Genomic DNA, 25,372 nt, shown 5'->3' with positions numbered 1-25,372 from the left:
TAATTATAAGGGAAACAGATGCTTTTTTGTTATAGAAAGAAAAAGGGTGTTCTTACCAATTTCTTAGTAACAACACCAAATATTATAGACCCAAACAACGCCAGTTAAGTCGTTGTTTCATCGGTTTTTTATGCTACCTTGTCAAATAAAATCAATGGTTAGGATGGAGGGGAAGTGTTACTAGCAAGTTGCTTTTTTGCTTGCTCTTTATGCTGTTTTATCTGTTCGCAAAGAAAGCGAGAATCTCACCTGGTTTTATAAGAGTTAAAGCCGAAAAGCAGACGTTTATAAGTATGATTCGCTTCGTAGTCCTTATTGCCGCCAAAACAAATGAACACCTTCTAAACGCCTTTTTTAAGGGGGATTGGCATTGTAGAATTTTCGACATGAAACATGGTTTTATGGTGATCATTTAAAAAGGGGGGGGGGCTGCTTTTATAAGTGATTTCTCTCGTCGCTTAACGCTAACGGAGAACACTCTATTTTGGATTAAGTAAAAAAGCCTGAGAAATTATTTCTAATTTCTCAGGCTTTTAAATAATAAAGTGGTTATCCTTTAACCGAACCAGAAGTAACCCCTTCAACGTAAAAACGTTGCATCACAATAAATAAAATCGTAATTGGAATGGCGATAATTACACAACCAGCAGTAAAGGCCATGAATAACGAGTTGGCGGTTGTTCGAGTCATCATTGTAAAGAGTCCGATGGCAACCGTGTAACTATTAATTTTATCTCCCATAATTACTTTGGCGAAGATGAAATCCATCCAAGGCCCCATAAATGCCATTAAAGAAGTATAAACAATCATTGGTTTTGATAACGGCAAAGTAATTTTAGTAAAGATTTGCCATTTGTTAGCACCATCAATCATCGCTGATTCGTCAAGCGCCATTGGAATCGTATCAAAGAAACCTTTTGCAATATAAAACCCAAGTGCTGCACCTGAAGAATAGACTAAGATTAAAGCAAAGAGTGTTTCGGTTAAGTTTAAAGCTTTTAAAATATAATAAACCGCAATCATACTCATAAAGCCAGGGAACATGTTTAGAACTAATGCCACTTTTAAAAATGGTTTGCGTAATTTAAAACGTAAACGAGAAAGCGCGTAAGCCATCGCAATCGTAATGAAAGTTGATAAAATACAACTAATCGTCGCTACGAATAAAGTGTTTAAAAACCAGCGGACAAAAGGGAAGTTCCCCGTTGTGTTTAATAGAAGAATTCGATAATTTTCTAAAGTGAATGTTTTGGGAATGATGTAAGGAACAAAGGCGCCTCCTTCACCACGAAAACTCGTTAAGACAATCCAAACGATTGGGAAAAGCCAAACAACAGACAGGACTCCAAGAATAGAATAAGAAGAAGTTAAAGTCAGGCGTTGTTTTGCCTTGTAGCTTTTAATTTTTGGTTCTTTGGCCATGATTTACGCCTCCTTAAATGAATTCGTGCGCGTGTAAGCAATTAAGCTAAACGTTGCGGATAAGATGAAGATAATAATACCGATTACCGATGCTAAGTTGTAGTCCATCGTATTAACCGTTAAGTTATACAACCAAGTCACTAGTAAGTCGGTTGAACCTGCACCGTAAAAGTTTGAATTGTTTGGTCCGCCGCCCGTTAATAGGAAAATCACGTTAAAGTTGTTAATGTTTCCGATAAACTGTTGAATCAAAGCCGGCGTCATAACAAATAAAATTTGCGGGAAGGTAATGTTTCTAAAAATTTGAAACGCGTTGGCCCCATCGATTCGGGCTGCTTCAATTTGATCGGTCGGTAAGTTTTGGATAATACCAGTTGAAACAAGCATCGTCGCAGGAATCCCAATCCACATATTGACAACAATTACGGTAATCTTTGCCCAGTTAGGATCCGTTAAAAAAGGAATCGCTTGGTCAATGAGCCCCCAACGAATTAAAGTAGCATTAATTGGCCCGGCACCATTTAATAAGTTACGCATAATTAATAACGAAATAAATTGCGGAACCGCCAGTGTAACTACAAAAATGGTTCGCCAAATTCCTTTAAATTTTAACCCTTTCGTATTAATTAAAAGGGCAAGCAACACACCAAAAAAGAAACAAGTAACGGTTGCTAAGACCGCCCAAACGAGAGTCCAACCTAAAACAGGGAAGAAGGTGGAAGCCATTTTTCCGTTTAAGACGTTACCAAAGTTTTTCAAACCAACCCACGTAAATAAATTTTTAGGAGGCAAGTGGTTATGGTCATAGTTCGTAAAAGCAATTGAAATCATATAAAGCAAAGGCAGTACGGTGAAAAATAACACACCCAGTAGTGGAATCGTCATCAGTGTCGCATGGAAACGCTCATCTAATAGACTATGTAAATCTTCCATCGTTGTCGGTGCTTTTCTCCCGGCTTGTTTTAATTCATAAAGATGACGGGCACTTTTTAGGTTAACAACATACAAGACGAGCAAGACAACACATAATAAAATAGCAGCAATGCCAAATAATAACAGTAACATCGAGTTGTCGCCTTCTTGTAAGACTGGAATCCCTAAACGCTTATCCATGACTAAACCTTGTTCTTGCGTACCTAAAGTCGCAAGCATGCTTAAAGCGTGAATCCCGTTTGAGACAAGCCAAAAGAGGAACGCAATTTGAGAAATAAGAAAGATCGCCCCTTTTAACCATTGTTTGTTGGCGAGGTTACTAGACCCCATGATAAAAAAGGAAAGTTTGGTAGCAATATCTCCTTTTTTGAATAATTCCAGAAAGGAAATATGTTGTTCGTATTTTTTTCGTTTAAACATATCCTTACGACTCGCTTTCTTTTAGTTTTAAAAAAAGCGGTGAGGGGACGCCTATGAGTGACGCCACGCCCCACCACGTTTAAAGTAGGTATTGCTTATTCTGAGACTTTTGCTGTATCTTTCACTAAAGCATCCAGTTTGCTCATGAAATCAGCTTCTTTAATGTTGCCTTTGTAAGTATCGTTAAGAACGGCATCAACAGCAGGCCAGAAAGAAACCATCTCAGGAATTTTTGGCATAACAACAGAATGCGTTGTTTGAGACATTTCCATTACTGCTTTTGCAACATCGTCAGAAAGAACCTCTTCATTGCTTTGTAAGTTTTTGTTGGATGGGATGACACCCATTTTTTCAAATTCAACGAGCTGAGAACTTTCATTTGATAAGAAGTTCGCTAAAGCCATCGCAGCTAGAGGCGCTTCTGTTTGTTGGTTGACCGCAAATAATTTAACACCTAAGAAGGCTTTCATTTGAACTTCGCCATTACCAAAGTCAATCGTAGGGTAAGCGGCCACGCCCATGTTGTCACCTAATGCTTTTTCGACATCGTTTTTAGACCAAGGGCCAGAAAGAAAGGCGTCACTTACACCAGATTCTAAGTTTGCTAAAGCTTCTGCACCAGATTGCACCACGCCAGGGTTATTTTTTTGAGCGGCCACCCATTTTAAGACTTCAACCCCAGGTTCGCTATTGAAATTCGTTCCTTCTGGATCTTCACCAGATTCGCCATATAAGTACAAACCGTTACTCATAAATAATGGGCCAAAGATATAGTTTGCGCCAGCTTCTGCAAAGTTTGTTCCAATTTTACCAGCGCTTGTTAAGCCGGTCCAAGTTTTCACATCGTCTTCACTTAAAGTGGAAGTGTTGTAGTAAAGAATTTGAGACTCAACGCCATAAGGGTAACCGTAAAGTTCGCCTGCCCAAGTCGCACCTTCAATCGCGGAATCCACGTTATTGGCTTTTACTTCTTCAGCGTATTTCGTATTTGGATAAATTAAACCAGCTTCTGCCATTTGGCCAAGTTGGTCATGAGGCATCATGAACACGTCGGCGGCTGCTTTTGGATCTTTGGCCACGTCTTTTTTCGCATCCGCTGAGCTTCCTGCGGCAATTTCAACTTTTACGTCAGGGTATTCTTTTTCAAAGTCGGCAACAATTCCTTTAAAAGTATCGATATGCTCGGTATCAATCCAAACTTTAACGTTCCCTTCGACTTTGACTTCTTCTGTTGAATCATCACCCGCTGTATTTGGCTCAGAGGTGTCTGTCTTCCCATTGCCACACGCAGCAAGTAAAACAGTTGAAGCACTTAAAATTAAACCACTTGTTAGATATTTTTTCCAATTTCCCTTCATTTTTGAACCCTCCGTCTAATTAATAATTCGTTACAATGCAATTATGCAACCGATTGCAACAATAGTCAAGTATTTTTCGGTAGAATATTTTATTATTTTAAATAAATAAATATAAAAACCAAGTATAAATCAATGAGTATCCACTATAAGTAACTTTAAATAGCCGGTTTTACCGTGTTTTAAATAAGGAAGTACAAAATCTATCTTAATGCAACCGGTTGCGAAAATCATTGCTTTAAAATGAAGAATGTGGCATAATAAGGAAAAATTAAAAGGAGCGAACTAATGAACACACCAGCTATCTACCACCGACCAGAAAGTGAATTTGCCTACCTCTATGATGCCGATACTTTGCATTTACGCTTGCGCACGGCAAAAGACGACATTGCCAAAGTGTCGCTACTAGCGGGGGACCCGTATCAAGTCGATAAAAAATGGTACGAAAAAAGTCAACCGATGAAAAAGATTTTATCCACCGATCTATATGACTATTGGTTTATTGCCACGACGTCCTTAACGAAGCGCTTGTCTTATGGTTTTGTTGTAGAAGGCGTCGATGGGCTGCAAGCTTTTTATGGCGATCATGGCATTTATCCTTATGAGACCAAATATTTAGCGATGCCGAATAATTACTTCCGCATGCCTTATTTTCAAGAAATTGACCGTTTTAAAACACCGAATTGGGTGAAAGAAACCGTCTGGTACCAAATTTTCCCCGAACGTTTTGCCAATGGCGACCCGAGTAATGATCCAAAAGGAACCTTGCCATGGGGCAGTCGCGATCCCGAGCGCCAAGATTTCTTTGGCGGTGATTTGCAAGGCGTGCTGGATCACTTAGATTATATTGAAGATTTAGGCATTAACGGATTGTATTTCTGTCCGATATTTGAGGCCGAATCGAACCATAAATACGATACAATTGACTATTTGAAAATTGATCCCGCCTTTGGTGACGGTGCTTTATTCAAAAAACTCGTCAAAGAATGTCACCAACGCGGCATAAAAGTGATGCTGGATGCCGTCTTTAACCATATGGGTGATACCTCACCACAGTGGCAAGACGTATTAAAAAATGGTGAAAAATCAAAATACGCCGATTGGTTTTATGTGCGCGAATTCCCAGCCACATATACACCAGGCAAAGACTTTGAAGACGCCAATGATTTGACCTATGATGTATTCGCCTTTACCCCGCATATGCCCAAATTAAACACGGCGAATCCAGAAGTGCAAGCCCATTTGTTAAACATTGCGAAGTTTTGGATTGAAGAATACGATATCGATGCGTGGCGTTTAGACGTTGCCAATGAAGTCGACCATGCGTTTTGGAAGAAATTCCGCCAAACGTGTGACGCGGCCAAAGACGATTTTTATATTTTAGGCGAAATTTGGCATTCTTCACAAAGTTGGCTACAAGGCGATGAGTTTCATGCAGTCATGAACTATGCTTATACCGATGCGATTTTAGGTTATTTTGTCAAAGAAGAAATTGGTTTGACGAAAATGGTCTCAGAAATAAATAACCAATTAATGTTATACCGCGACCAAACCAATCAAATGCAGTTCAACGTTCTTGATTCACACGATACCGCGCGCTTGTTGACCGAAACCAAGGAAGAAAAAGACTTAATGAAACAAGTCATGGCCTTCACCTACATCCAACCAGGCGTACCCTGTCTGTATTATGGCGATGAAATCGGTATGACCGGTGCGAATGACCCCGATTGTCGCAAATGCATGGTTTGGGATACAAAAAAACAAGACCACGCCTTATTAGACTTTACCAAAAAACTAATCGCGACCCGCAAAAACAACGCAAAAATTTTATCAGAAGGCGCCGTCCACTGGAAACAAGTCCAAGCCGATTCAGGCACGATTATTTTTGAACGACACTTAGATAACCAAATTATTCGAGGCGTATTCAACACCGGCGAAGCCCCACTTGTCACCAGCCTACCAGGCGAAGTATTACTAGAAAATTTAAGTACACAAACAAAAGAGCAACTAACAATCGCACCAAAAGGCTTTGTACTTACACGAATTGAAAAATAAAACAAAAAAACCGCAAAAAACTTTGCGGTTTTTTCCCTTGGCTTTATCAAAAAGACTAGTAATAAAAAAGGAAGAATGCATCTATAAAAAAGATGCATTCTCCCTGCGTAAAACACGTTGTGAAGAATCTTCCCCAAAATTCCTCTTACCCGTATTATAGCCTTTTTTCACTAGCTTCACAAACAATAGCATTTCTGAGTATTTGTCAAGTTTTTTGAGAGTTGCTGTTCAGACTACTGACGGCTGAACGATGCCAAATAACCTCTAGCATTTACTCTGCTTGCTGGAATATTTTGAGCTATCTATCAAATATTTTAGAAAGACGAACCATTAGTGAAAACACTTAAATAATGAGAGGGAGCAGCTATGAAAATGTTCGAATTCTTTTGATTTATTTCCGAAAAAACGATATTTCAGGACATTCTAAAATATTTTCATGCAACATTAGTGTGATTTTTTAAGTAATGCCTACTGAATAATTGCCAAATATTCACAACGTGCCCAATTTATTTTGTAAGCGCCGCTCACCTACGAGAATTCATTGGCTTAGGTGGCCGTGATGACGAAGCCGTTCGAACGCTAGTGAGTTACGGATGCGGGACAAGGTTGAGCGTCAGCGAAACGTTGTTCATTTTTCCTGTAGTCTCTCAGCTTTCGAGCTTCAAACGGAGAGCTAGTTGCTAAAGCACCAAGCTTCCGTAATTCACATCGAATCATTTAACACGGCTCCGGCGCCAATGATTCTCTTCGGTTCGCTCGTATAGATGAATCAACAATAGATACATAACGGTTTCTTCATCACTGAAACCATGTTCTTTTTGAATTAGTAAGGTACCCAAAGCCATTCGTAAAAATTATGCAACATTGTTTTTTTATTAAGGAATTTTTTAGTATATTCCTTTTTTAGCTCTGCCCAAGGAATACGACCCGCTTTTTTAATCCAATGATTTCAGAATTCATTTTTAAGCTAGCTAGTTGGTTAAAATTTTCAAAAGTAAGTTACGTGTAAATTTGTGGGTGATACATTAAAGCCTCGAACATTGATAAAAAGTGTGCGATTTTCCGTATTCTGTCGTTAAAAATTTCGCACTTGTTATAAAAAAAATTGAGTTCAAATGCCGCTGTTTCAATGTTTTTTATTTAATCGGTAGACATTAAGTAAATATTAACTATTTTAATATGTCACAAAAGAATAGTGACAAGTGTGACAGTTTGCCTTATACTTATTGTAAGAGGTGAGATAAAATGAATAACATTCTAGAACGAATCAAACAAGTTATTGCTGACAAAAATTTATCACATGAATATTTAGCTAATAAAATGGCTATCTCTCGAAGCTATGTTTCAATGCTATTAAGTGGAGATAGAGTGTTAAATAAAGATTTAATTATTAAATTTTCAGAAGCTTTATCTATATCGTTAGAAGAACTATTGAATTCGACTGTTGATGCAGAAGAAGACTATGTAATTAGAACTAGAGGAGAATTCAAATCTCGGTTAGCTCGCAGCAAAATAGCCAATGTTAAGATACAGATGGATGACTATATTCGCTTGAAAGGAATCTACGAAAATGAACAATTCACTTCAAAATGAAATCCATAGAGTTGCAAGAGAACAGGCTATCCTTTTCTTAAGTGAATTTAGTGTTACTGATTTTATCGGCCCAACGATTGAGTCTATAATCGAACTGAAAAGAATTCATCTAATTTATGACACAATCGATGACTGGGAAGCAGAAGGTTTTAGCGCGTCAAAACAAGGTCTAAATTTTATCTTTATTAATTCGAATTTTAACTTGAGATTGCAAAAATTTACAATCGCCCATGAAATCTATCATTTAGACGATAAAATTGAGCAATTGGCGAGCGCGGTAGAAGCCGAGAGAGCTGCAGACCATTTTGCTGCTAATATTTTGTTACCTGAAAATGTAGTCTTTGAAAAATACCGATCTCTAAAAAGATCAGGATATAATTCTTTAGAGGTTTTTTTTGCTTTAGCTGATTTATCGCAAGTTCCCTATGAAGCAATGTATAAACGATATAAAGAATTAGAAATTTCAACGGTAGATATCGATAAGAATCTAAAATTAATCCAAATTGAATCTAGAAATCCTTATTTAAAAACACTTGAACAAGAGCTTCAATTGTTGAGAAAGAATGTTTTACTAAGTTTATCAGAATTAGATCAACCAACTTATAAGAAGGCATTTAGAAAATTGGAAAATCTAAAAAATCATTTTGAGCAACAAAGGATGGTGGCTGATAGTGAGTGAAGGATTAAAAACATTCATCGATGCTAACATCCTGTTTTATATGAATGATTTTAGAAAGTATGCAGTAGATGAGTGGTTGGAACAATTATATGACACTATTTACATTCATAAAGAAGTTCTGGAAGAATTGAAACTAGAAAATGTTAAAAAGTTCTATCAAGATAAGCTGGAAAATTCTCGAAAATGGGAACTATTTAATCCAGAAGATGAAGATTGTTTGACGGAAGATCAATATGATATTTATATGGAAATTTTTAATCAAATCAGAATTCAATTTAAAGAATTTCAAGAAGAAAGAGAAGAAAAAAATACTACGGATAGTGGAGACATTGCTATTTTGGCCGGGTGTCAATTACTAGAAATCCCCCTAATAACTAGCCAAGATTCTGATTTTGAGAAAGTTATTGATAAATACGACTTGAAGATATCACATGGTATAGAAGAGCTTCCTGATGAATCGATTAAGGTCCATGACATATTAAAGCTTGGTAATCAATTAATTGAAAGAAATATATGTACTAGAAGCCAATACAAAAAATTTTGTAAAGCTTCTATAGGAGTCGAAATTTTTTCGAAAATAGAAAAATATTTAGTCGATAATAATAGTTAAAGGATTTCCGTTAAAATCAGTGGGAGTTCTTTTTTATTTTGTAACGATGTTAATGCTAGTATTAACTCTATTTGCTAGATGATTTTGAGTTTTCTATCAAATTGGATATTTCGGAACAACAAACCAGTTTGCACGGGGACAAAAACCATTTATCACGGAATATAAAACCATTTGTCTCGGCTAAGAGACCACCTTCACTTTTCCCTTTATAATGAAAGCGGCACACATTTTAGTGTGACTACTTTTAGGAGGTCGATAATTATGCTGAATTATCGAGAAATCATGAGATTGAGAAGTTTAGGTTATAACATTACTGAAATCGCGAATAGCCTTCACAGTTCTCGAAGCACAATCAGAGAGGTGCTATCTCGGTTTGAAAAGAATGGGGCTACTTGGCCACTAGATGACGCGATCACTAATGAAAAGCTGTATGAACAGCTTTATCCAGAAAGAAAGGAGAAAATAAAACAATACAAAGAGCCGGATTTTGACTGGATTCATTCTGAACTCTCTAGAAAAGGTGTTAATTTATCGTTACTTTGGAAAGAGTATCAAGCAAAATGTCGATTAAGCAACGAGATTCCTTATATGTATACCCAATTTTGTGAACACTACCGTTCTTGGGCGGGAAAGAACAAGGCAACGATGCGTATTCATCATAAACCAGGTGATGCAATGATGGTTGATTGGGCTGGTGGTACTTTAACAATCACTGACTCCTATACTGGCATTCAAACAGAAGGATATTTATTTGTAGCGACGCTCCCATGTAGTGGCTATGTTTATGTCGAACTTTGTTCGGACATGAAAACCGAAAATTGGCTAGCTTGCCATACAAATGCCTATAGCTTCTTTGAAGGCGTTCCAAGACTATTGATTCCCGATAATCTTCGTACTGGGATTACAAAAAATACTCGCTTAGAAACAATCATTAATAAAAGCTATAGCGAACTAGCTAGCTATTATGATACGGCTATTGTTCCTGCTAGAGTTAAAGCTCCGAAGGATAAAAGTGCAGTTGAAGGGTCTGTAAAATTCGCTTCTACTTGGATTCTTGCTGCTTTGCGTAATCAGACGTTCCTATCCCTAAATGATGCGAAAATAGCCGTAAAAGAACGATTGATTGAGTTAAATAATCAACCATTCCAAAAACGTGAAGGTTCTAGAAAGAGTGCTTTTATTCAAGAAGAAAAGGCGTTTCTCCAACCGCTACCTTCGACGCCCTTTGAACTTGCTACTTGGTCAAAAGCAAAAGTCTCTTCCGCTTATATCGTTAGTGATGGACGCAATCATTATTCTGTCCCTTACAACCTCATTGGAGAAACCGTTGATATTCGTACCACACGAGAGATGGTTGAAATTCTTTTTCATGGAGCCCGTGTCGCTTCTCACATTCGACTAAACCATCAAGTAAAAGATCCTATTGTAAAAAAAGAGCACATGCCTATGAAGCATCAAAAATATTTAGCCTATGATAAAGCAGATTTTATTAAATGGGGGACTTCCATTGGACCGAATACAGAACGTGTTGTGCAGTCTTTTTTATCTGCAGGACTGGCCCCTGAACAAGGATATAAACCCTGTGTGAGCTTGATGAGCTTGTCGAAAAAATATTCAAAAGATAAGATTGAACAAGTCTGCTTGGAATGCCTCTCGTTTAATGAAACACCTTCTATCCGATCAATCAGTCTCCTACTTAAGGATTTGCCACCTTCGAATATATCTAAGACATCGAATTTAATAAACTCAAGTCCAGGAATTACTCGTGGATCAAAACAATTTCAAAAAGAAGGTGACGTAAATGCTTAATCAACCGACTGTTCAAATATTACGAGAGTTGCGCCTTAACGGTATGGCTACAGAATTACAGTCTCAATTAGAAACACCTCATATTTATAAAAACTTAGGTTTCGAAGATCGTTTAGGAAGACTTGTCGAGGCTGAAAAAGACCAGCGAAATAATAATCTTTTAACTAGAAGAATGAAGGCTGCACATTTCTCTGACCCTTCTGCCTGTATTGAAAATATCGAGTATCATCCTGACCGTCGATTGGATCAAGGACAAATTCTTCGCTTGGCAACCTGTGACTATATTAAAGAAAATCATCATGTTGTCCTACGAGGCGCTACTGGTGCTGGAAAAACGTATATTGCTAATGCCCTAGGCAATGCAGCTTGTCGAAAATACTTGAAGGTAAAATACATGCGATTGCCTGATCTTTTAAGTGAGCTTACTGTTTCTAAAAATATCGGAACTTACGAAAAAGTAAAATTGGCCTATACAAAGTTAGACCTTTTAATTATAGATGAATGGTTACTTCGACCATTACCGGCGGAAGAGTCCTATGAATTATTAGAAATAATTGATGCTTGTTACCGAAAGGGGGCATTTATCATCTGCTCACAATTTGATATAGAAGATTGGTATTTCCGTTTAGACTGTAATAGAGGTGAAAATCAAGACAGCACGGTAGCTGAGGCAATCCTAGATCGAATTGTCCATAATAAGTACGACCTTTTTGTTGATGGGGCGATTTCTATGAGAAAAAGACATGCTTTCTCTAACTAAATTGGAGAATGTCCCTTTAGATAGTGAGATAGAATGCTTCAATAGGCACGATAAAGTGATTTATCAACTATATTATTAAAAATTGAGGCCAGTGTGTTGCTTCCGTGACCACTGGTTTCTTGTCCGTGCAAAGTGGTTTTATCTTCCGTGCAACATGGTTTGTCTAGCCGAAATATCCAAAATATTTTAGAAAGACGAACCATTAGTGAAAACACTTAAATAATGAGAGGAAGCAACTATGAATTTGTTCGACAAATCTTTTATGAAAGCTATCTCAAATATTGATATATTATATGCACACAAAAAGGAAGAGACATTCATCTCTTCCTTTTAGGACTTTAGTGCACCTCTGTCAAAAGTACACACGCCGTCGTGGCTCTCGTTTTGATGTGTATTTATAATACCATGTATATTTAATTTAATCAATTATTTTTTCATTTGTAACCAAGGCGATAATTTTTGCGCTCCAATTCTTCGATAAAAACGCTCATTAATATCATTTTTAAACAATAGCTTATTAAAGTTGATATAGTATATTACTTTTTTTCGAATTTTAGAATTTGAGAAAGAATGAAATGTTGATAGAATTTTTATAACGTCATAAAAGCGAATGACTTTATTATTTGATTTAGGCTGTAAATTAAGTCTTTGTTTTAAGGTGGTGACAATACTTAAGTTTCTTGGTGTGCGATATCTCGTAACTAATCCATAGTGAGCTGTTAAATTACGTAAATCTATCAATATTTCCAAAGCGCAGATAAATTCTTCTTTTCCGCCATTGTTTATATCAAAATCTCCCATATCCCTCACGATATTATTTTGAATATCATTATTTAATCCATGAAACAAAACAATTAAATCATTTAACATTAAAGTATTAATAATTACCCAGAACGGGGGGGACTTGTAACTAGAAATATATGGATATTTAATTTTGCAAAAGTCGCTGTAAGATAATTTTAACAATTTCCCAGTAATATTAGATAGTTGAAGGGTTAAATTGCTTCCAGGTGTCAATGTAAGATTTGAATTGGTATTAAGGTCTATTGAAAAAGTCCCTCCGAATTCATTTGCTTTTATCCCTTTGATGGTTCCCGTGAATCTTCCTTTTAAAAAATAATGATTTTGGTTATTTTTATTTTGACTAATATCACCTACAAAAGTAAGTTGATGGGTACGAATATTAATTGCGTGATTTGAAAAAAGTTTGTGTGTATTTTTAGGATTTATTTCTCTAACCTGCGTTCTGTTATTTGTTCTAGTATTATAGAAATAAGAAGTGTATCTGGGACTTCCGTGTGAAGAATTAGGAATTGTATAACAATTGATGTCTTCATATTTTAAATTATCGCTAATACCGTCGTTACAATATTTTTTACAGAAATAATAGGCAATTCTTGTTTTTAATTCGGTCTCAACATTAGCAATCTGAAGAAACAGTTGTTCTGAAATGTCTTTGTCTAGCTGATAGGCTCTGTAAAAATCTTTTATATTTTTTCTGTTTGAATATACTTTTTCTGGGATTTGATCATTCAAGATGAGAGTTTCAAAGCCATTAATTATATTGAAATAGTTTTTAGTAGCAAATATTTTCTTTGCTGTTTCTGTATCATCAATTTTTAAATTTCTTGATTGCTGAATCTCTACTTGACGATTTAGAGTAGAGAATTCTTTTTCTCTAGCCATAAGTTCAACCCATCCATTTCAGTGTTATTTAGTAATTATCATAAATAATATACAACAAAAAAGGCAATATAATTTTATGAAAAAGTGTAATCGTTTCATTTACATAGTGGTTATCTAACAGATGATACATATCTTATAGCCTTTTTATTTACAAATTCCAAGCCAATCCCGAACAATATAGTCTAAAAAAGAAGAAATGCATCACTTTTTTAGCCCAAATAGCTTAAAATCAACGGATAAGACTAGATTTATTTCAAAATTATGATAGAATGATGAAAAAAGTTTAAGAATCAAAGGAGAGGCTAAAATGACAAAAAAATATCATGTCGCAGTCGTAGGGGCAACAGGCGCCGTTGGAACAAAAATGGTGGAACTTTTAGAAACCACGACTTTTCCAATTGAAAGTGTGAAAGTTCTTGCTTCAAAACGTTCTGCAGGGAAAATCATTCCTTTTAAAGGCGAAGATTTAATCATTGAAGAATTAACAGCAGACTCTTTTGAAGGTGTTGACGTTGCTTTATTTAGTGCGGGTGGCAGTATTTCAGCAACCTTTGCACCTGAAGCAGTCAAACGCGGGGCAGTCGTTATTGACAACACGAGCCATTACCGCATGGATCCAACGGTGCCGTTAGTTGTACCAGAAGTCAATCCAACGAGTTTAAGTGAGCATAACGGCATCATTGCCAATCCAAATTGCTCAACCATTCAAATGATGGTCGCGTTAGAACCAATTCGCCAAGCGGTTGGACTAGATAAAATCATTGTTTCGACCTACCAAGCGGTTTCAGGGTCTGGTGCCAAAGGGATTGCGGAATTAGAAAATCAAATCCGCGAATACGTAAATGGCACCCCTTTAAATGAATTAACCGCTGAAGTTTTACCATGTGGTTCCGATGAAAAACATTTCCCAATTGCTTTTAATGCCTTGCCTCAAATCGACGTGTTCGGTGAAGACGGCTATACATTAGAAGAATGGAAAATGATGAACGAAACGAAAAAAATCATGAACGACGAAACTTTAAAAGTTAGCGCAACCTGTGTCAGAATCCCAGTTATTAATGGCCATTCTGAGTCAATTTATATTGAGACAAAAGAAGAAACTTCACTGGCACAAATTCGTTTGTTATTAGCCGATGCGCCAGGTGTAACACTTGTTGATGACCCAAGCCAACAATTGTACCCACAAGCCATTGACGCCATCGACCAAGGCACAACCTTCGTTGGACGCATTCGCCCAGATGTCGACAACCCGACAAAAGGCTTCCATTTATGGGTTGTATCAGACAACTTACTAAAAGGTGCTGCACTAAATACCGTTCAAATCGCTGAAAAAATGGTTGAACTAAATTTACTTTAAAATCAAAAACAATCCCCGAATTACGATAAAAGGTAATTCGGGGATTGTTTGTATAAGAGAAAAACACTTCTTAAATTTTTAAATCCAGTTCACCATCTAAGATTGCGTCTGCATGATGACGTGTAAACAAAAATACAACGAATGGTTTGATTTGGTGAATGCTATCTTCCTCGCCTTTCTTATTATAATAACAAATTTAGACGGTTGATTAATTGGTATACAGCACTCTTTTTTTTAAATCACTTCATGTTCTCTTGTTAAATAGGGGTTGCTTACCAAAAAAAACAACAACCGCCCACCACAAAAAACCAAAACAAGAATGATTCCCCAGAAGATTTTCTCAAGATTTTCGTGTATAATAAAACGTGATGGGAAAAATGATGTTTTGTTTTTATCATAAAAACCGCATAATGAAACGAATGGCTGGAATTTTGACTTCCCACAACTTAAAAGGGGGAAGCCAGTGTTCGAGCTCGGACGTGGAGATTGGCGGTTGAATTAGCAATATTTAATTATAGGAAGAGAAAATATATTTAAGAGGTGAACAATTTGAGTTCAATAAAAATTATTCCTTTAAGTGGTGTGAGAGAAAACGGAAAAAATCTCTACATTGTGGAAGTAGATGAAGATATCTTTGTCTTAGACTGTGGGTTACGTTACCCAGAAAATGAGTTGTTAGGAATTGACACGGTGATTCCTGACTTTACGTATTTAGAAGCCAATGCGGACCGAGTGGCAGGGATTTTTGTCACCCACGGACACGCGGATGCCATTGGTGGCTTACCGTACTTGCTTGAAAAGTTTGAAGTGCCTGTTTTTGGTACCGAACTAACGATTGAGCTGGCTAAATTAGTCGTGCGTCGTTATGAGCCGACTAAGAAGTTTAAAGAGTTCCATGTAATTGATACGCATTCAGAAATCGATTTTGGTTCAACGGTTGTTAGTTTCTTTCCAACAACGCACTCGATTCCTGATGCAGTGGGGATTACGCTAAAAACAAACGAAGGCAATATTGTTTATACCGGTGATTTTAAATTTGACCAAAGTGCGATTCCGATGTACCAAACGGATTTTGCTCGTCTAGCTGAGATCGGCAAAGAAGGCGTGTTTGCTTTGTTAAGTACGTCAAGCAATGCGGAAAACCCAACGACGGTCGCTTCAGAGTTGCAAATTGCCGATGAAGTGTATGACAACATTCGTTACTGGGAAGGGCGGATCATTGCAGCTTGTGTGGCGAGTAATTTACAACGCGTGCAACAAATATTAAACGCCGCGCACCGTTCCAATCGGAAAGTTGTATTAACGGGCCAAGATTTTGGTCGGATTATTAAGACGGCGATGAAATTAGGCCGCTTAACCTTACCAGCAGAAGACCTATTGATTACATTAAAAGAAATGGCTAACTACAGCGATGAAGAAATTTTGATTTTAGAAACGGGCCGCATGGGTGAACCGATTAAGTCGTTGCAAAAAATGGCTAACGGAACGCACCGGACGATTCATGTGAAAGATGGCGACTTAGCGTACATTGCGACGACGCCGACGATTGCGATGGAGACGGTCATGGCCAAAACCGAAGACATTATTTATCGAGCAGGTGGGGTTGTTCGGAGTATTTCAGACAATTACCGTGTATCAGGTCATGCGAGTCCGGCTGATTTACAATTAATGATGAATTTAATGAAACCGAGATATGTTATCCCGATTCAAGGAGAGTACCGTCTGTTATCGGCGCATGCGAAATTAGCCGAAGAAGTTGGGATTCCAAAACAAAACATCTTTATCCCAGCTCGTGGCGATATTTTAGAATACACGAAAGGCGAGTTGCGCATGGCGAGTTCCGTTCCGGCAGACAACGTGATGGTCGATGGGATTGGCGTTGGTGATATTGGGAATATCGTCTTAAAAGACCGCAAGATTTTATCAGAAGACGGGGTGTTTGTTGCAGTCGTAACGATTAGTCGTCGTGAGAAGAAGATTGTTGCCAAACCGCAAATCACCACTCGTGGCTTTGTATACGTCAAAGCCAACCGCGACTTGTTACGTGAAGGTAGCGAGATGGTGGCTGAAATTGTTGAAAAACATTTACACGAAGACGATTTTGAATGGGCAAAATTAAAACAAGACATTCGGGATCAACTGAGTCGTTTCTTGTTTGATCAAACGAAACGTCGCCCGGTTATTATGCCCGTTATTATGGAAGCAAGTCAGCGTAATCGTCGCCGATAAGCATTGAAGAAAGCGATTTTAAGTGTTACAATACCAAAAGATTATAGCAAAAAGGGGAGTAACAAAATGAATATTATTCGAGTGGCAAACGCAGAAGAAGGCGGCAAAAAAGCTTTTGAACTGATCAAAGAAGGCTTAGCAAATGGTGCAAACGTATTTGGTCTAGCAACAGGAAGTACACCAGAAACCTTATACAAAGAAATGACCGCAAGTGACCTAGATTTTTCAAATTGCGTGTCCGTTAACTTAGATGAGTACGTTGGTTTAGCGGGCGATAACGATCAAAGCTACCGCTACTTCATGAACCAACATTTATTCAATCAAAAGCCTTTTAAAGCAACTTACGTACCAAACGGCAAAGCAGAAGACTTAGCAGCTGAGTGTGCCCACTACGAAGAAATCATTGCCGCAAACCCAATTGATATCCAAATTTTAGGGATTGGCGAAAACGCGCACATTGGTTTTAACGAACCAGGGACACCATTTGATGCGAAAACATCCGTCGTTGAATTAACAGAATCAACGATCAATGCGAACAAACGCAACTTCGAAAAAGTAGAAGACGTGCCAACGACGGCGATTTCAATGGGAATTGGCTCAATTATGCAAGGCAAAAAAATTATCCTTTTAGCCTTTGGAACAGCCAAAGCCGAAGCAATTGCCAACACCGTGAACGGTCCGGTTACAACGGATGTTCCTGCAAGTATTTTACAAAATCATCCGGATGTAACGATTATTGTGGATGAAGCAGCTGCCAGCCAACTTTAATTTAGCTGAAAAAACTTTGAAGCATTTGTCTTCAAAGTTTTTTGTTTATAAAAAAATGTTCGGAAAAAAGAATGCAACTTTATTGTATTTGAAACTTATCGCAAATAGTTTCTGCAAAACAATAACAATACCATGAAATATTGCGAAAAAATCAGTTTTTATTTGAAATAGACTGTTAATTAAGGTTGGTTTTATGTATAATTATGTCAGTTAGTCTTTTTTTAAAGATTTTTTCAAGAAAATTTCACAATTTGATAAACATTTCCATGAATTTGAAAAAAGATAGAATAAAAATAAATCAGTAAAGGAGGTTCGTACCGTTTATCCAAGAATGTGACGAGAATCGCAAATTTAGTGAGCGTCATTTTTGGAAGATGGGCAATCGATTGAGTAAAAAACGAATAATGAAAAGTTTAGGGCTAATCGTTGTTGCTGGCTTAGCGATTGGGATTAATGTCGTTGGTTATCAAAAGAGTCGTCAAGACCAATACGATCAAAGAGTCGCTCAAGCAATGAGTAGCATCAAGAACCAAGCCGAGCAAATCGATAAAATACAAGCAAGCCTGAATGCAACGCTTCTTTCAGCGAATACTGCTTTTTTAAGGCCAGATCTGACCTTAGAAGAATTAGATAAAATCGAAACTGAGATTAATCAATTAAAAGTTTCAGCAGCTGATTTCTCAGTTGAGGTAAATGATTTACCAAAAGAAAGTCTGACCTTTGCAACTAAAAAAGACGACTTGAAAAATCAACACCAAGTCTTAGTGAGTAAACTCCGCATAGAAGAAGCGATACGAACGTTCTTTGAAGCAGAGACCTTGGATTGGCAAACCGTCGAAACGAACGCGGCAATCAATGATACCGTAACGCTTGAACAGTTAAAAGAAGTCCAAGAAGACGTAACGCGTATCCCTGAAGACCAGTGGCAGCAAAATATGACAAGCTATTTAGATTTAGCCCAAGAGCAACTGGAAACAGTCGCGAACGTCCAAGCATTCGTAGATACCATGCTCGTTGACGGGCAGGTAACCGATGCAGCGACTTATGGCAATTATCTTGAGTTAGATTATCAAGTGAACCAAATCGCAAGCAACAGTTGGCGCGCCCAGTTGAAACAAGCCGTCGATGCAATTGCCACTCAAATTGGTTTGTACTAAAATCAATATGGTTACTAATTTGATAAGAAGGAGGCGTTCCATTGCCGAAACAATCAATTAAATGGCTACTCGTTGTTGTGAGTGCTTTTGTCGCGCTTGCCGTGATCTTTATCGGTCTAAAAGGGACCAAAGATCAAGTGGCTAGCGAAACAACGCCGCTAGTCCAACAAATTCAAAGTGAACAAACAAAGTTGACCAAAATAAAACGTCAATTAGAGGCGGCTTATCTTGATGAAGCAGCTGGCTTTTTAAAACCAGCAGTCACAAGTGAAGAAATGGCGAAGTTAAAAACAACCGTCGAACGCTTAAAAGATTTCTCTGAAGAAAAAGGGTTAACCAAAGCCGACGCCAAAAAAGAATTTGACGCGTTTACAGAAAATCGCCTCGCCGTGAATCAACAATTGACTCAAATTTTATTACAATTGAAGATTCAAAGTCAATTAGCGACACTTTTCACCGAACCAAACGTAGCCATCCAAACGGTTAATGACCAACTTGTATTAGGACTAGAAGTGAGCAAAGACCAATTAATTGAAGTCAAAGAAAACCTTTCTTACTATAAAAAAGAAAACCAGTGGCAAGAAAATGCTTTTGCTTACTATCACTTAGCACAAAAACAGTGGGAAGAAATCGAAGCAATCAAAGCCCAAATGAAACAAGCTTTAAACGCACCAGAAAGCTTAACCCAAAGTAATTACGAACAAATCGTCGCTCGGGTCAAACAATTACCAAGTGAAGATTGGCAAGCGCAGTTCCAAACAAGTTTAGCGGAACTACAAACAGCCCTGCTCAATCAACAAAACCAAGTAACCGAAGACACGACGACCGATAACAATACCGATGATTTTGAGACAAACAATAACAATAACAATCAAAATCTAAACCCATCCATTCCAACGCCGAATATTCCGACCCAGCCAAATAATCCTGGGAGTGGGACGGGTACCGGAACAGGGGGACAAACACCAACACCAGAGCCAGAGCCGACACCAGAGCCAGAACCAACACCGGAACCGGAACCAACGCCGGATCCAGAGCCAAGTCCAGAACCAACACCAGAACCAGAAGAAACACCCGATTCTGGTACGGCTGCCTCACAACCATAAAATGTAAAAAGAAAGTTTCGGCTTTCAATAGATTAAGGAGCACATCATGGAAGAAACAATTAGTTTAAAAGAGATATTTGATATTTTGCGCAAACACGTGACAACAATTTTAATGAGCACTTTTGTCGGCCTCGCTTTAGCCGGAGTAGCGACCTTTTTTGTGATTACCCCACAATATAGTTCACGTGCCCAATTAATTGTCTCACTCCCTCAGACGGAAACAAGTAACGTCAATGATATTAACTTTAACTTACAAATGTTAAATACTTATAAAGATATTATTTTACAAGGAGACGCACAAGCCCAAGAAGTTCAAAGCCGTCTAAGTAGTGAATATCAAATTAAAATGACACCGGCGCAAATCAAAAATGCCTTGCAAGTCGTCCAAGCACAAAACTCACAAATGTTTTCAATTCAAGCGACAACGGACAATGCCAATACCGCGCAAGCCATTGCCAACGTGACGGCAGAAGTCTTCCAAGAAACGGTGAAAGACATTTTAACGAACGTCGACAAAATCACGATTGTTTCAGGAGCGGTAGCTAGTCCAAAACCTGTTTCACCAAATAATAAATTAAACTTAGCAATTGGCTTAATTTTAGGCATGATGGTAGGGGTTGGTTTTGCCTTTGTCTTAGAACTCTTTGACCGAACAGTGAAAGATCCACGCTTTGTGACCGAAACATTAGAATTAACCGTCTTAGGAACCGTGCCACAAATGAGCGCCAAAGAAATCAATGCCAAAATTACGCAAAAAGCAATGAAACCAATTGCACCAAAACCAACAAAAAAAGAAGACGAACCAATGCGCCGTAGCAGGGCAAGAGTCTAGAAAAGGAGAACAACATGTCAAAAAAACATAAAGAAACCCAAACAAAAGCGGTTGGCTTAATTACCTTAACCGATCCAAGTTCTCCCGTATCCGAGCAGTATCGAACGATCCGAACGAATATTCAATTCGCTTCATCCGTCGATCGTCGTTTACAAACAATGGTTGTCACTTCATCCGGCCCTGTCGAAGGAAAATCAACCACGTCAGCGAACTTAGCCGTTGTCTTTGCTAAATCTGGTCAACGCGTCTTACTAGTAGATGCGGATATGCGTAAACCAACCGTTTATAAAACGTTCCAATTAAACAATACCGTTGGCTTAAGTACCTTGCTAAGTACCACCAAAGAAGTGAACGAAGCAATTCAACCAACCGTTGTCGATAATTTAAGCATCTTAACGAGTGGACCAAAACCACCAAACCCATCTGAGTTACTTGGCTCTCAGCGAATGAACCAAGTCATTCAAGAGTTAAAAAATTATTTTGATATTATTATCTTTGATATGCCACCAGTCGTAACCGTAACCGATGCGCAAATTATGGCTTCAAAAGTCGATGGTACATTACTGGTCGTACGTGAAAATGTGACCAATAAAGAGTCACTAATGAAAGCCAAAGATTTATTAAAATTAGTCAACGCCCATGTCTTAGGCACTGTTTATAATGGGGCAACTCAAACAAAAGACCAAGGTTATTATTACTATTAAGAAAGAAGTGAGCTTCAATGATTGATTTGCATTGTCATTTATTACCAGCAGTTGACGATGGCCCAGAAAATTTGGAAGAAAGCTTGGACATGGTACGTTATGCCATTAGCCAAGGCATCACCCATCTTTTATGTACGCCACACCATAACAATGGTCGGTATGAAAATGAAAAGCAAGCAGTCATTGAAGCTGTTCTTGCTTTACAAACAGAAATTGATCAACGAAAATTGCCTTTAACCTTACTTGAAGGCCAAGAAGTCCGTGTCACCGGGGAATTAATGGCGGATTTAGAAAACGATCGCTTATTGTTCACCGATCTTGAGAACACCTATTTATTACTTGAATTTCCAACAATTGACGTGCCAACGTATAGCGAAAAACTTTTTTTTGAACTACGCACGAAAGGTATTGTTCCCGTCATCGTCCATCCAGAAAGAAATGCCAAATTTCGTGAAGAGCCTGATTTACTATTACCCTATTTAGAAATGGGTTGTCTGGCTCAGTTAACGGCACCAAGTATCGTTGGAATTTTTGGCAAGAATATTCAAAAAACCGCCCAATTAATGGTTGAAAGAAATCTGGTTCAAATGGTGGCTTCGGATGCACACGGTATCAATAAACGGACTTTTTATTTAAAGGAAGCTTATGAAATGATTGGGCAACTTTACGGCCAAGAGAAGGTAGAGCAGATGCAACAAGTCGCCAAAGATTTAGTCAATGGGGATCCAGTGAATTATCCAGCAGTGATCGAAAGTAAGAAAAAGAAAAAATTTGGGTTGTTTTAGGGGGAGAGAAAGTGGCAAGAGAAAGTGTCAATAAGGAGAACATAGGGGTTCAATTAAAAGAGAAAATAGCTAGTAAACAAGCTTTCTTTTTTGTTAAAAGAATCGTCGATATAGTTGGTAGTGTGGTAGGATTAATTTTACTCTCCCCTTTGTTCTTGATTGTTGCTCTGTTAATGAAAATAGAAGAACCACGAGGGCCTATTTTCTTTTCTCAAACAAGAATTGGAAAAAACGAAACCCCGTTTAAAATGTATAAATTTCGTTCGATGTGTGTGGATGCGGAGGAGAAACTTGAAGCATTGCTGAAATTAAATGAAGTTGAAGGCGCAATGTTCAAAATGAAAGATGATCCAAGAATTACGAGAGTTGGGAAATTTATCCGGAAAACAAGTATCGATGAATTGCCACAACTATGGAATGTCATTAAAGGGGAAATGAGTTTAGTTGGTCCAAGGCCACCCTTGAATCGAGAAGTTGAAAAATATACGATGTATGATAAACAACGATTATTAATAAAGCCGGGATGCACTGGTTTATGGCAAATTAGCGGACGCAATGAAGTAGGATTTGATGAGATGGTCTCGTTGGATTTAACTTATATTGAAAATATTGGATTTGTTAGAGATATAGAAATTATGGTGAAGACAATAGTTGTGATGTTGAAACCGAATGGAGCTTTTTAAATTTATTGCATAGGGGAAATCTTAAATGAAAAAAATATTAATTACTGGTGCTGCTGGATTTATCGGAGCTCGCCTAGCAATGTTGCTTAATGATACTTATGAAATTATTGGTATTGATAATCTTAATGATTATTATGATGTTTCTCTAAAAAAAGAAAGATTAAAATTGTTAGATGTTAAAAAGAATTTTAAATTTATAAAAATGGATTTAGCAGATAAAGAGAAAGTCCATTCTTTATTTGAAAATGAAAAATTCGATTTAGTAGTTCATTTAGGTGCACAGGCCGGAGTTCGATATTCTATTGAAAATCCGTTTGCTTACATTGATTCAAATATTACTGGAACTATGAATATTTTAGAAGGTGCGCGTCATTTCCCTGTAGAACATTTAATTTATGCCTCATCTTCCTCTGTTTATGGGGGAAATAAGAAAACACCATTCTCTACTGATGACAATGTGGATCATCCAGTATCTCTTTATGCAGCTACTAAAAAATCAAATGAGTTAATGGCTCATACATATAGTCATTTGTATGGTATACCCACAACAGGATTAAGATTTTTCACCGTCTATGGACCGATGGGGCGACCCGATATGGCTTATTTCTCTTTTACTAATAAGATTATTAATAATGAAACAATTCAGGTGTTTAACCAAGGAAACATGATGAGGGATTTTACTTATGTAGATGATGTTGTCGAAGGAATTATTCGATTAATTCCAAAGGCTCCTAAAAGAAATTCAAAATGGAATGAAGAAGTCAATTCTACGTCTGAAAGTTGGGCACCGTATAAAATTTATAATATTGGGAATAACTCACCAGTTAAATTATTAGATTTTGTTGAAACGATTGAAAAATATCTAGGGATGACAGCAACAAAAGAATTTTTGGGAATGCAACCAGGAGATGTGGAAGCTACTTATGCTGATGTGGTAGATTTGGAAAAAGCAATTCAATTTAAACCTAAAACAACAATTGATGAGGGAATTGGCAAGTTTGTTAATTGGTATAAAAGTTACTATAAAATTGGATAGGTAGGAAAATTTATGAGACAACCAAATATTTTATTAGTTTCATCAACTGGGGGACATTTCGAGCAGATAAAAAAATTACAACCGTTGTTAGATAAGTATGGTGGGGTATTAGTTACTGAGAAAAGTTCAGTTGATAATAAAGCTGACCACTATATGCATATGACTGATTTAAAGGATAAATTAATGATATTTAAAATGCTATTTAATACAATAATAGCTTTTAAAATCTGGTTTAAAGAAAAACCAGATTATATTATAACTACTGGGACAATGGTGGCATATCCATTTTATTTATTATCAATAATCTTTAAGAAAAAATTCATTTTTATTGAAACATTTGGGAGAGCTGACGAACCAACAGTAGCTGGTAAGATGATGGAGAAACATTCAGATTTATTTTTTGTGCAGTGGGAATCAATGAAGAAATATTACAGTAAAGCAATATTTAAAGGGGTGCTATATTGATATTTGTAACAGTCGGGGTAAGGAAATATCCTTTTAACCGTTTATTTAAAGAATTAGATGAGTTAGTAGAAAAAGGTGTTATTAAAGAAGAAATTTTTGCTCAAATTGGAACCTCTACTTATAAACCCAAAAACTATCAATTTGTTGAATACATTTCTCAAGAGGAGTTTCAAGAAAAGATTGATTTATCAGATATCGTAATTTCACATGGGGCTTCAGGAAGTATTATGAGAGCTTTAAATTCTAAGAAAAAAGTCATTGCAGTTACTCGTCTTCATGAATATGGAGAGCATATTGATAATCACCAAATATCAATCAATAAAGCCTTTGGTAATAACGGATATGTAGCTCCTGTAATTAATTTAAGTGAACTTTCGGAGGTATACCAAAAACTCATAACGAATAAGATTAAATTAAAACCTTGGAGTAATAATGAACCTATGATGTTAGTTAATGAAATAGATGCCTTTATCCAGCAAACGTGGAACACGGATAAATTTAAGAGAAGATGATAAAGAGTGTTATTAAACCAAATATATAATGTGAAAATTTTTTTGTATATTTATAAATGACTAATTATATCTTGAATTATTCATACTTATAGAAAAAGAACAATCCAAGGGTCAAAATGACTCGTTTTGACCCTTGAACATGAAAAAATAAAACTTTTAAAAGAAAATAGAGAAAAGATACAAGAAAATTGAGTAGTAAAGAAAAATTTCTACGTAGAATGGCCAAAAATAGACAGACTCCCCCCTTGGTGCTAAAAACGATTTTTTTTTATAGGGAGAAGGTCATTTTACTAGTAGGAATACAACCGCATCTGCTGAATATTCCTCATTATTTTCCAAAAACTGTTCTGAAAAACATGCGAGGTCGCAAGTTTAATTTGAATATTTCTTGCGTGATGAACAAATCTAGCGGCCAC

General features: G+C 37.1%; 23 protein-coding genes. 19 read left to right on the top strand and 4 right to left on the bottom strand.

All coding sequences use genetic code 11. From position 1 onward, the window contains the following. Positions 1–549: 549 nt before the first annotated feature. From JOD14_RS11065 to JOD14_RS11055, 3 genes are all read right to left on the bottom strand, one after another. Positions 550–1,422 carry a sugar ABC transporter permease gene (locus JOD14_RS11065; protein WP_204654857.1) on the bottom strand — a complete coding sequence of 291 codons (873 nt, stop codon included), beginning with the start codon at positions 1,420–1,422 and terminating at the stop codon, positions 550–552. A gap of 3 nt (positions 1,423–1,425) precedes the next feature. Then, positions 1,426–2,775, bottom strand: coding sequence for a carbohydrate ABC transporter permease (locus JOD14_RS11060; protein WP_204654856.1), 1,350 nt, complete (start codon positions 2,773–2,775; stop codon positions 1,426–1,428). A 95-nt stretch (positions 2,776–2,870) separates the two neighbouring features. Further along, entirely contained in the window at positions 2,871–4,133 is a 1,263-nt protein-coding gene (locus tag JOD14_RS11055) for an extracellular solute-binding protein (protein WP_204654855.1), read from the bottom strand. Positions 4,134–4,418: 285 nt separating this feature from the next. Between JOD14_RS11055 and JOD14_RS11050 the strand changes: the two genes are divergently transcribed. From JOD14_RS11050 to JOD14_RS11025, 6 genes are all read left to right on the top strand, one after another. Further along, positions 4,419–6,185 (top strand): glycoside hydrolase family 13 protein, encoded by a 1,767-nt coding sequence (locus tag JOD14_RS11050; RefSeq protein ID WP_204654854.1) that lies wholly within the window; start codon positions 4,419–4,421, stop codon positions 6,183–6,185. A 1,245-nt stretch (positions 6,186–7,430) separates the two neighbouring features. After that, positions 7,431–7,778 (top strand): helix-turn-helix domain-containing protein, encoded by a 348-nt coding sequence (locus JOD14_RS11045; protein ID WP_204654853.1) that lies wholly within the window; start codon positions 7,431–7,433, stop codon positions 7,776–7,778. After that, positions 7,756–8,457 (top strand): ImmA/IrrE family metallo-endopeptidase, encoded by a 702-nt coding sequence (locus tag JOD14_RS11040; protein WP_204654852.1) that lies wholly within the window; start codon positions 7,756–7,758, stop codon positions 8,455–8,457. The genes JOD14_RS11045 and JOD14_RS11040 overlap by 23 nt, the downstream gene beginning before the upstream one ends. Beyond that, entirely contained in the window at positions 8,450–9,067 is a 618-nt protein-coding gene (locus JOD14_RS11035; RefSeq protein WP_204654851.1) for a PIN domain-containing protein, read from the top strand. Before JOD14_RS11040 ends, JOD14_RS11035 begins: the two co-directional genes overlap by 8 nt. 261 nt (positions 9,068–9,328) lie before the next feature. Further along, positions 9,329–10,876, top strand: a complete 1,548-nt coding sequence (istA, locus tag JOD14_RS11030) for an IS21 family transposase (protein ID WP_204654850.1) — start codon at positions 9,329–9,331, stop codon at positions 10,874–10,876. Beyond that, positions 10,869–11,636, top strand: a complete 768-nt coding sequence (locus JOD14_RS11025) for an ATP-binding protein (protein WP_204654849.1) — start codon at positions 10,869–10,871, stop codon at positions 11,634–11,636. The genes istA and JOD14_RS11025 overlap by 8 nt, the downstream gene beginning before the upstream one ends. Before the next feature lie 426 nt (positions 11,637–12,062). On the opposite strand, the gene JOD14_RS11020 is transcribed toward JOD14_RS11025, so the two are convergent. Further along, positions 12,063–13,322, bottom strand: a complete 1,260-nt coding sequence (locus tag JOD14_RS11020) for an Abi family protein (protein WP_204654848.1) — start codon at positions 13,320–13,322, stop codon at positions 12,063–12,065. 307 nt (positions 13,323–13,629) lie between these two features. On the opposite strand from JOD14_RS11020, the gene JOD14_RS11015 reads away from it, so the two are divergent. From JOD14_RS11015 to JOD14_RS10955, 13 genes are all read left to right on the top strand, one after another. Beyond that, on the top strand, positions 13,630–14,679 hold the full coding sequence (locus JOD14_RS11015; protein ID WP_204654847.1) for an aspartate-semialdehyde dehydrogenase: 1,050 nt from the start codon (positions 13,630–13,632) through the stop codon (positions 14,677–14,679). Between the two features lie 549 nt (positions 14,680–15,228). Further along, positions 15,229–16,908: a ribonuclease J gene (locus JOD14_RS11010; protein WP_204654846.1), complete on the top strand. Its 1,680-nt coding sequence runs from the start codon at positions 15,229–15,231 to the stop codon at positions 16,906–16,908. A 66-nt stretch (positions 16,909–16,974) separates the two neighbouring features. After that, the gene (locus JOD14_RS11005) at positions 16,975–17,676 is read left to right on the top strand and encodes a glucosamine-6-phosphate deaminase (protein WP_204654845.1); all 702 of its coding nucleotides are present in this window, start codon (positions 16,975–16,977) and stop codon (positions 17,674–17,676) included. A 386-nt stretch (positions 17,677–18,062) separates the two neighbouring features. After that, positions 18,063–18,833 carry a hypothetical protein gene (locus JOD14_RS11000; protein ID WP_204654844.1) on the top strand — a complete coding sequence of 257 codons (771 nt, stop codon included), beginning with the start codon at positions 18,063–18,065 and terminating at the stop codon, positions 18,831–18,833. 41 nt (positions 18,834–18,874) lie between these two features. Then, positions 18,875–19,939 (top strand): hypothetical protein, encoded by a 1,065-nt coding sequence (locus JOD14_RS10995; RefSeq protein ID WP_204654843.1) that lies wholly within the window; start codon positions 18,875–18,877, stop codon positions 19,937–19,939. A gap of 46 nt (positions 19,940–19,985) precedes the next feature. Beyond that, positions 19,986–20,771, top strand: a complete 786-nt coding sequence (locus tag JOD14_RS10990; RefSeq protein WP_204654842.1) for a YveK family protein — start codon at positions 19,986–19,988, stop codon at positions 20,769–20,771. A 14-nt stretch (positions 20,772–20,785) separates the two neighbouring features. Next, on the top strand, positions 20,786–21,475 hold the full coding sequence (locus JOD14_RS10985; RefSeq protein ID WP_204654841.1) for a CpsD/CapB family tyrosine-protein kinase: 690 nt from the start codon (positions 20,786–20,788) through the stop codon (positions 21,473–21,475). 17 nt (positions 21,476–21,492) lie between these two features. Beyond that, a complete protein-coding gene (locus tag JOD14_RS10980) occupies positions 21,493–22,260 on the top strand; it encodes a tyrosine-protein phosphatase (protein WP_204654840.1) in 768 nt (255 codons plus the stop codon). A 41-nt stretch (positions 22,261–22,301) separates the two neighbouring features. Next, positions 22,302–22,943, top strand: coding sequence for a sugar transferase (locus JOD14_RS10975; protein ID WP_338031688.1), 642 nt, complete (start codon positions 22,302–22,304; stop codon positions 22,941–22,943). A gap of 25 nt (positions 22,944–22,968) precedes the next feature. Beyond that, complete coding sequence (locus JOD14_RS10970; RefSeq protein WP_204654838.1) at positions 22,969–23,979, top strand: NAD-dependent epimerase; 1,011 nt, start codon at positions 22,969–22,971, stop codon at positions 23,977–23,979. A 12-nt stretch (positions 23,980–23,991) separates the two neighbouring features. Next, positions 23,992–24,444: a PssD/Cps14F family polysaccharide biosynthesis glycosyltransferase gene (gene pssD / locus JOD14_RS10965; protein WP_204654837.1), complete on the top strand. Its 453-nt coding sequence runs from the start codon at positions 23,992–23,994 to the stop codon at positions 24,442–24,444. Continuing rightward, a complete protein-coding gene (gene pssE, locus JOD14_RS10960; RefSeq protein ID WP_204654836.1) occupies positions 24,441–24,956 on the top strand; it encodes a PssE/Cps14G family polysaccharide biosynthesis glycosyltransferase in 516 nt (171 codons plus the stop codon). Before pssD ends, pssE begins: the two co-directional genes overlap by 4 nt. A gap of 188 nt (positions 24,957–25,144) precedes the next feature. Further along, positions 25,145–25,372, top strand: a 228-nt coding sequence (locus tag JOD14_RS10955) for a hypothetical protein (RefSeq protein WP_204654835.1), incomplete at its 3' end; no start/stop codon positions are given.

It is taken from the genome of Enterococcus lemanii (assembly GCF_016909125.1).
GTDB classification, from domain to species: Bacteria; Bacillota; Bacilli; order Lactobacillales; family Enterococcaceae; genus Enterococcus_I; species Enterococcus_I lemanii.
Note: the sequence above shows the minus strand (reverse complement) of the source record. Positions and strands in the feature narration are given on the sequence as shown.

Bases quoted from the DNA above. Each gene is read 5' to 3' on its own strand.
- JOD14_RS10985 (WP_204654841.1), top strand. From the start codon at position 20,786: ATGTCAAAAAAACATAAAGAAACCCAAACAAAAGCGGTTGGCTTAATT.
- JOD14_RS11020 (WP_204654848.1), bottom strand. From the start codon at position 13,322: ATGGCTAGAGAAAAAGAATTCTCTACTCTAAATCGTCAAGTAGAGATT.
- JOD14_RS11045 (WP_204654853.1), top strand. From the start codon at position 7,431: ATGAATAACATTCTAGAACGAATCAAACAAGTTATTGCTGACAAAAAT.
- JOD14_RS11055 (WP_204654855.1), bottom strand. From the start codon at position 4,133: ATGAAGGGAAATTGGAAAAAATATCTAACAAGTGGTTTAATTTTAAGT.
- JOD14_RS10990 (WP_204654842.1), top strand. From the start codon at position 19,986: ATGGAAGAAACAATTAGTTTAAAAGAGATATTTGATATTTTGCGCAAA.
- istA (WP_204654850.1), top strand. From the start codon at position 9,329: ATGCTGAATTATCGAGAAATCATGAGATTGAGAAGTTTAGGTTATAAC.
- JOD14_RS10980 (WP_204654840.1), top strand. From the start codon at position 21,493: ATGATTGATTTGCATTGTCATTTATTACCAGCAGTTGACGATGGCCCA.
- JOD14_RS11050 (WP_204654854.1), top strand. From the start codon at position 4,419: ATGAACACACCAGCTATCTACCACCGACCAGAAAGTGAATTTGCCTAC.
- pssD (WP_204654837.1), top strand. From the start codon at position 23,992: ATGAGACAACCAAATATTTTATTAGTTTCATCAACTGGGGGACATTTC.
- JOD14_RS11040 (WP_204654852.1), top strand. From the start codon at position 7,756: ATGAACAATTCACTTCAAAATGAAATCCATAGAGTTGCAAGAGAACAG.
- JOD14_RS11060 (WP_204654856.1), bottom strand. From the start codon at position 2,775: ATGTTTAAACGAAAAAAATACGAACAACATATTTCCTTTCTGGAATTA.
- JOD14_RS11025 (WP_204654849.1), top strand. From the start codon at position 10,869: ATGCTTAATCAACCGACTGTTCAAATATTACGAGAGTTGCGCCTTAAC.
- JOD14_RS11015 (WP_204654847.1), top strand. From the start codon at position 13,630: ATGACAAAAAAATATCATGTCGCAGTCGTAGGGGCAACAGGCGCCGTT.
- JOD14_RS10970 (WP_204654838.1), top strand. From the start codon at position 22,969: ATGAAAAAAATATTAATTACTGGTGCTGCTGGATTTATCGGAGCTCGC.
- JOD14_RS11065 (WP_204654857.1), bottom strand. From the start codon at position 1,422: ATGGCCAAAGAACCAAAAATTAAAAGCTACAAGGCAAAACAACGCCTG.
- JOD14_RS11005 (WP_204654845.1), top strand. From the start codon at position 16,975: ATGAATATTATTCGAGTGGCAAACGCAGAAGAAGGCGGCAAAAAAGCT.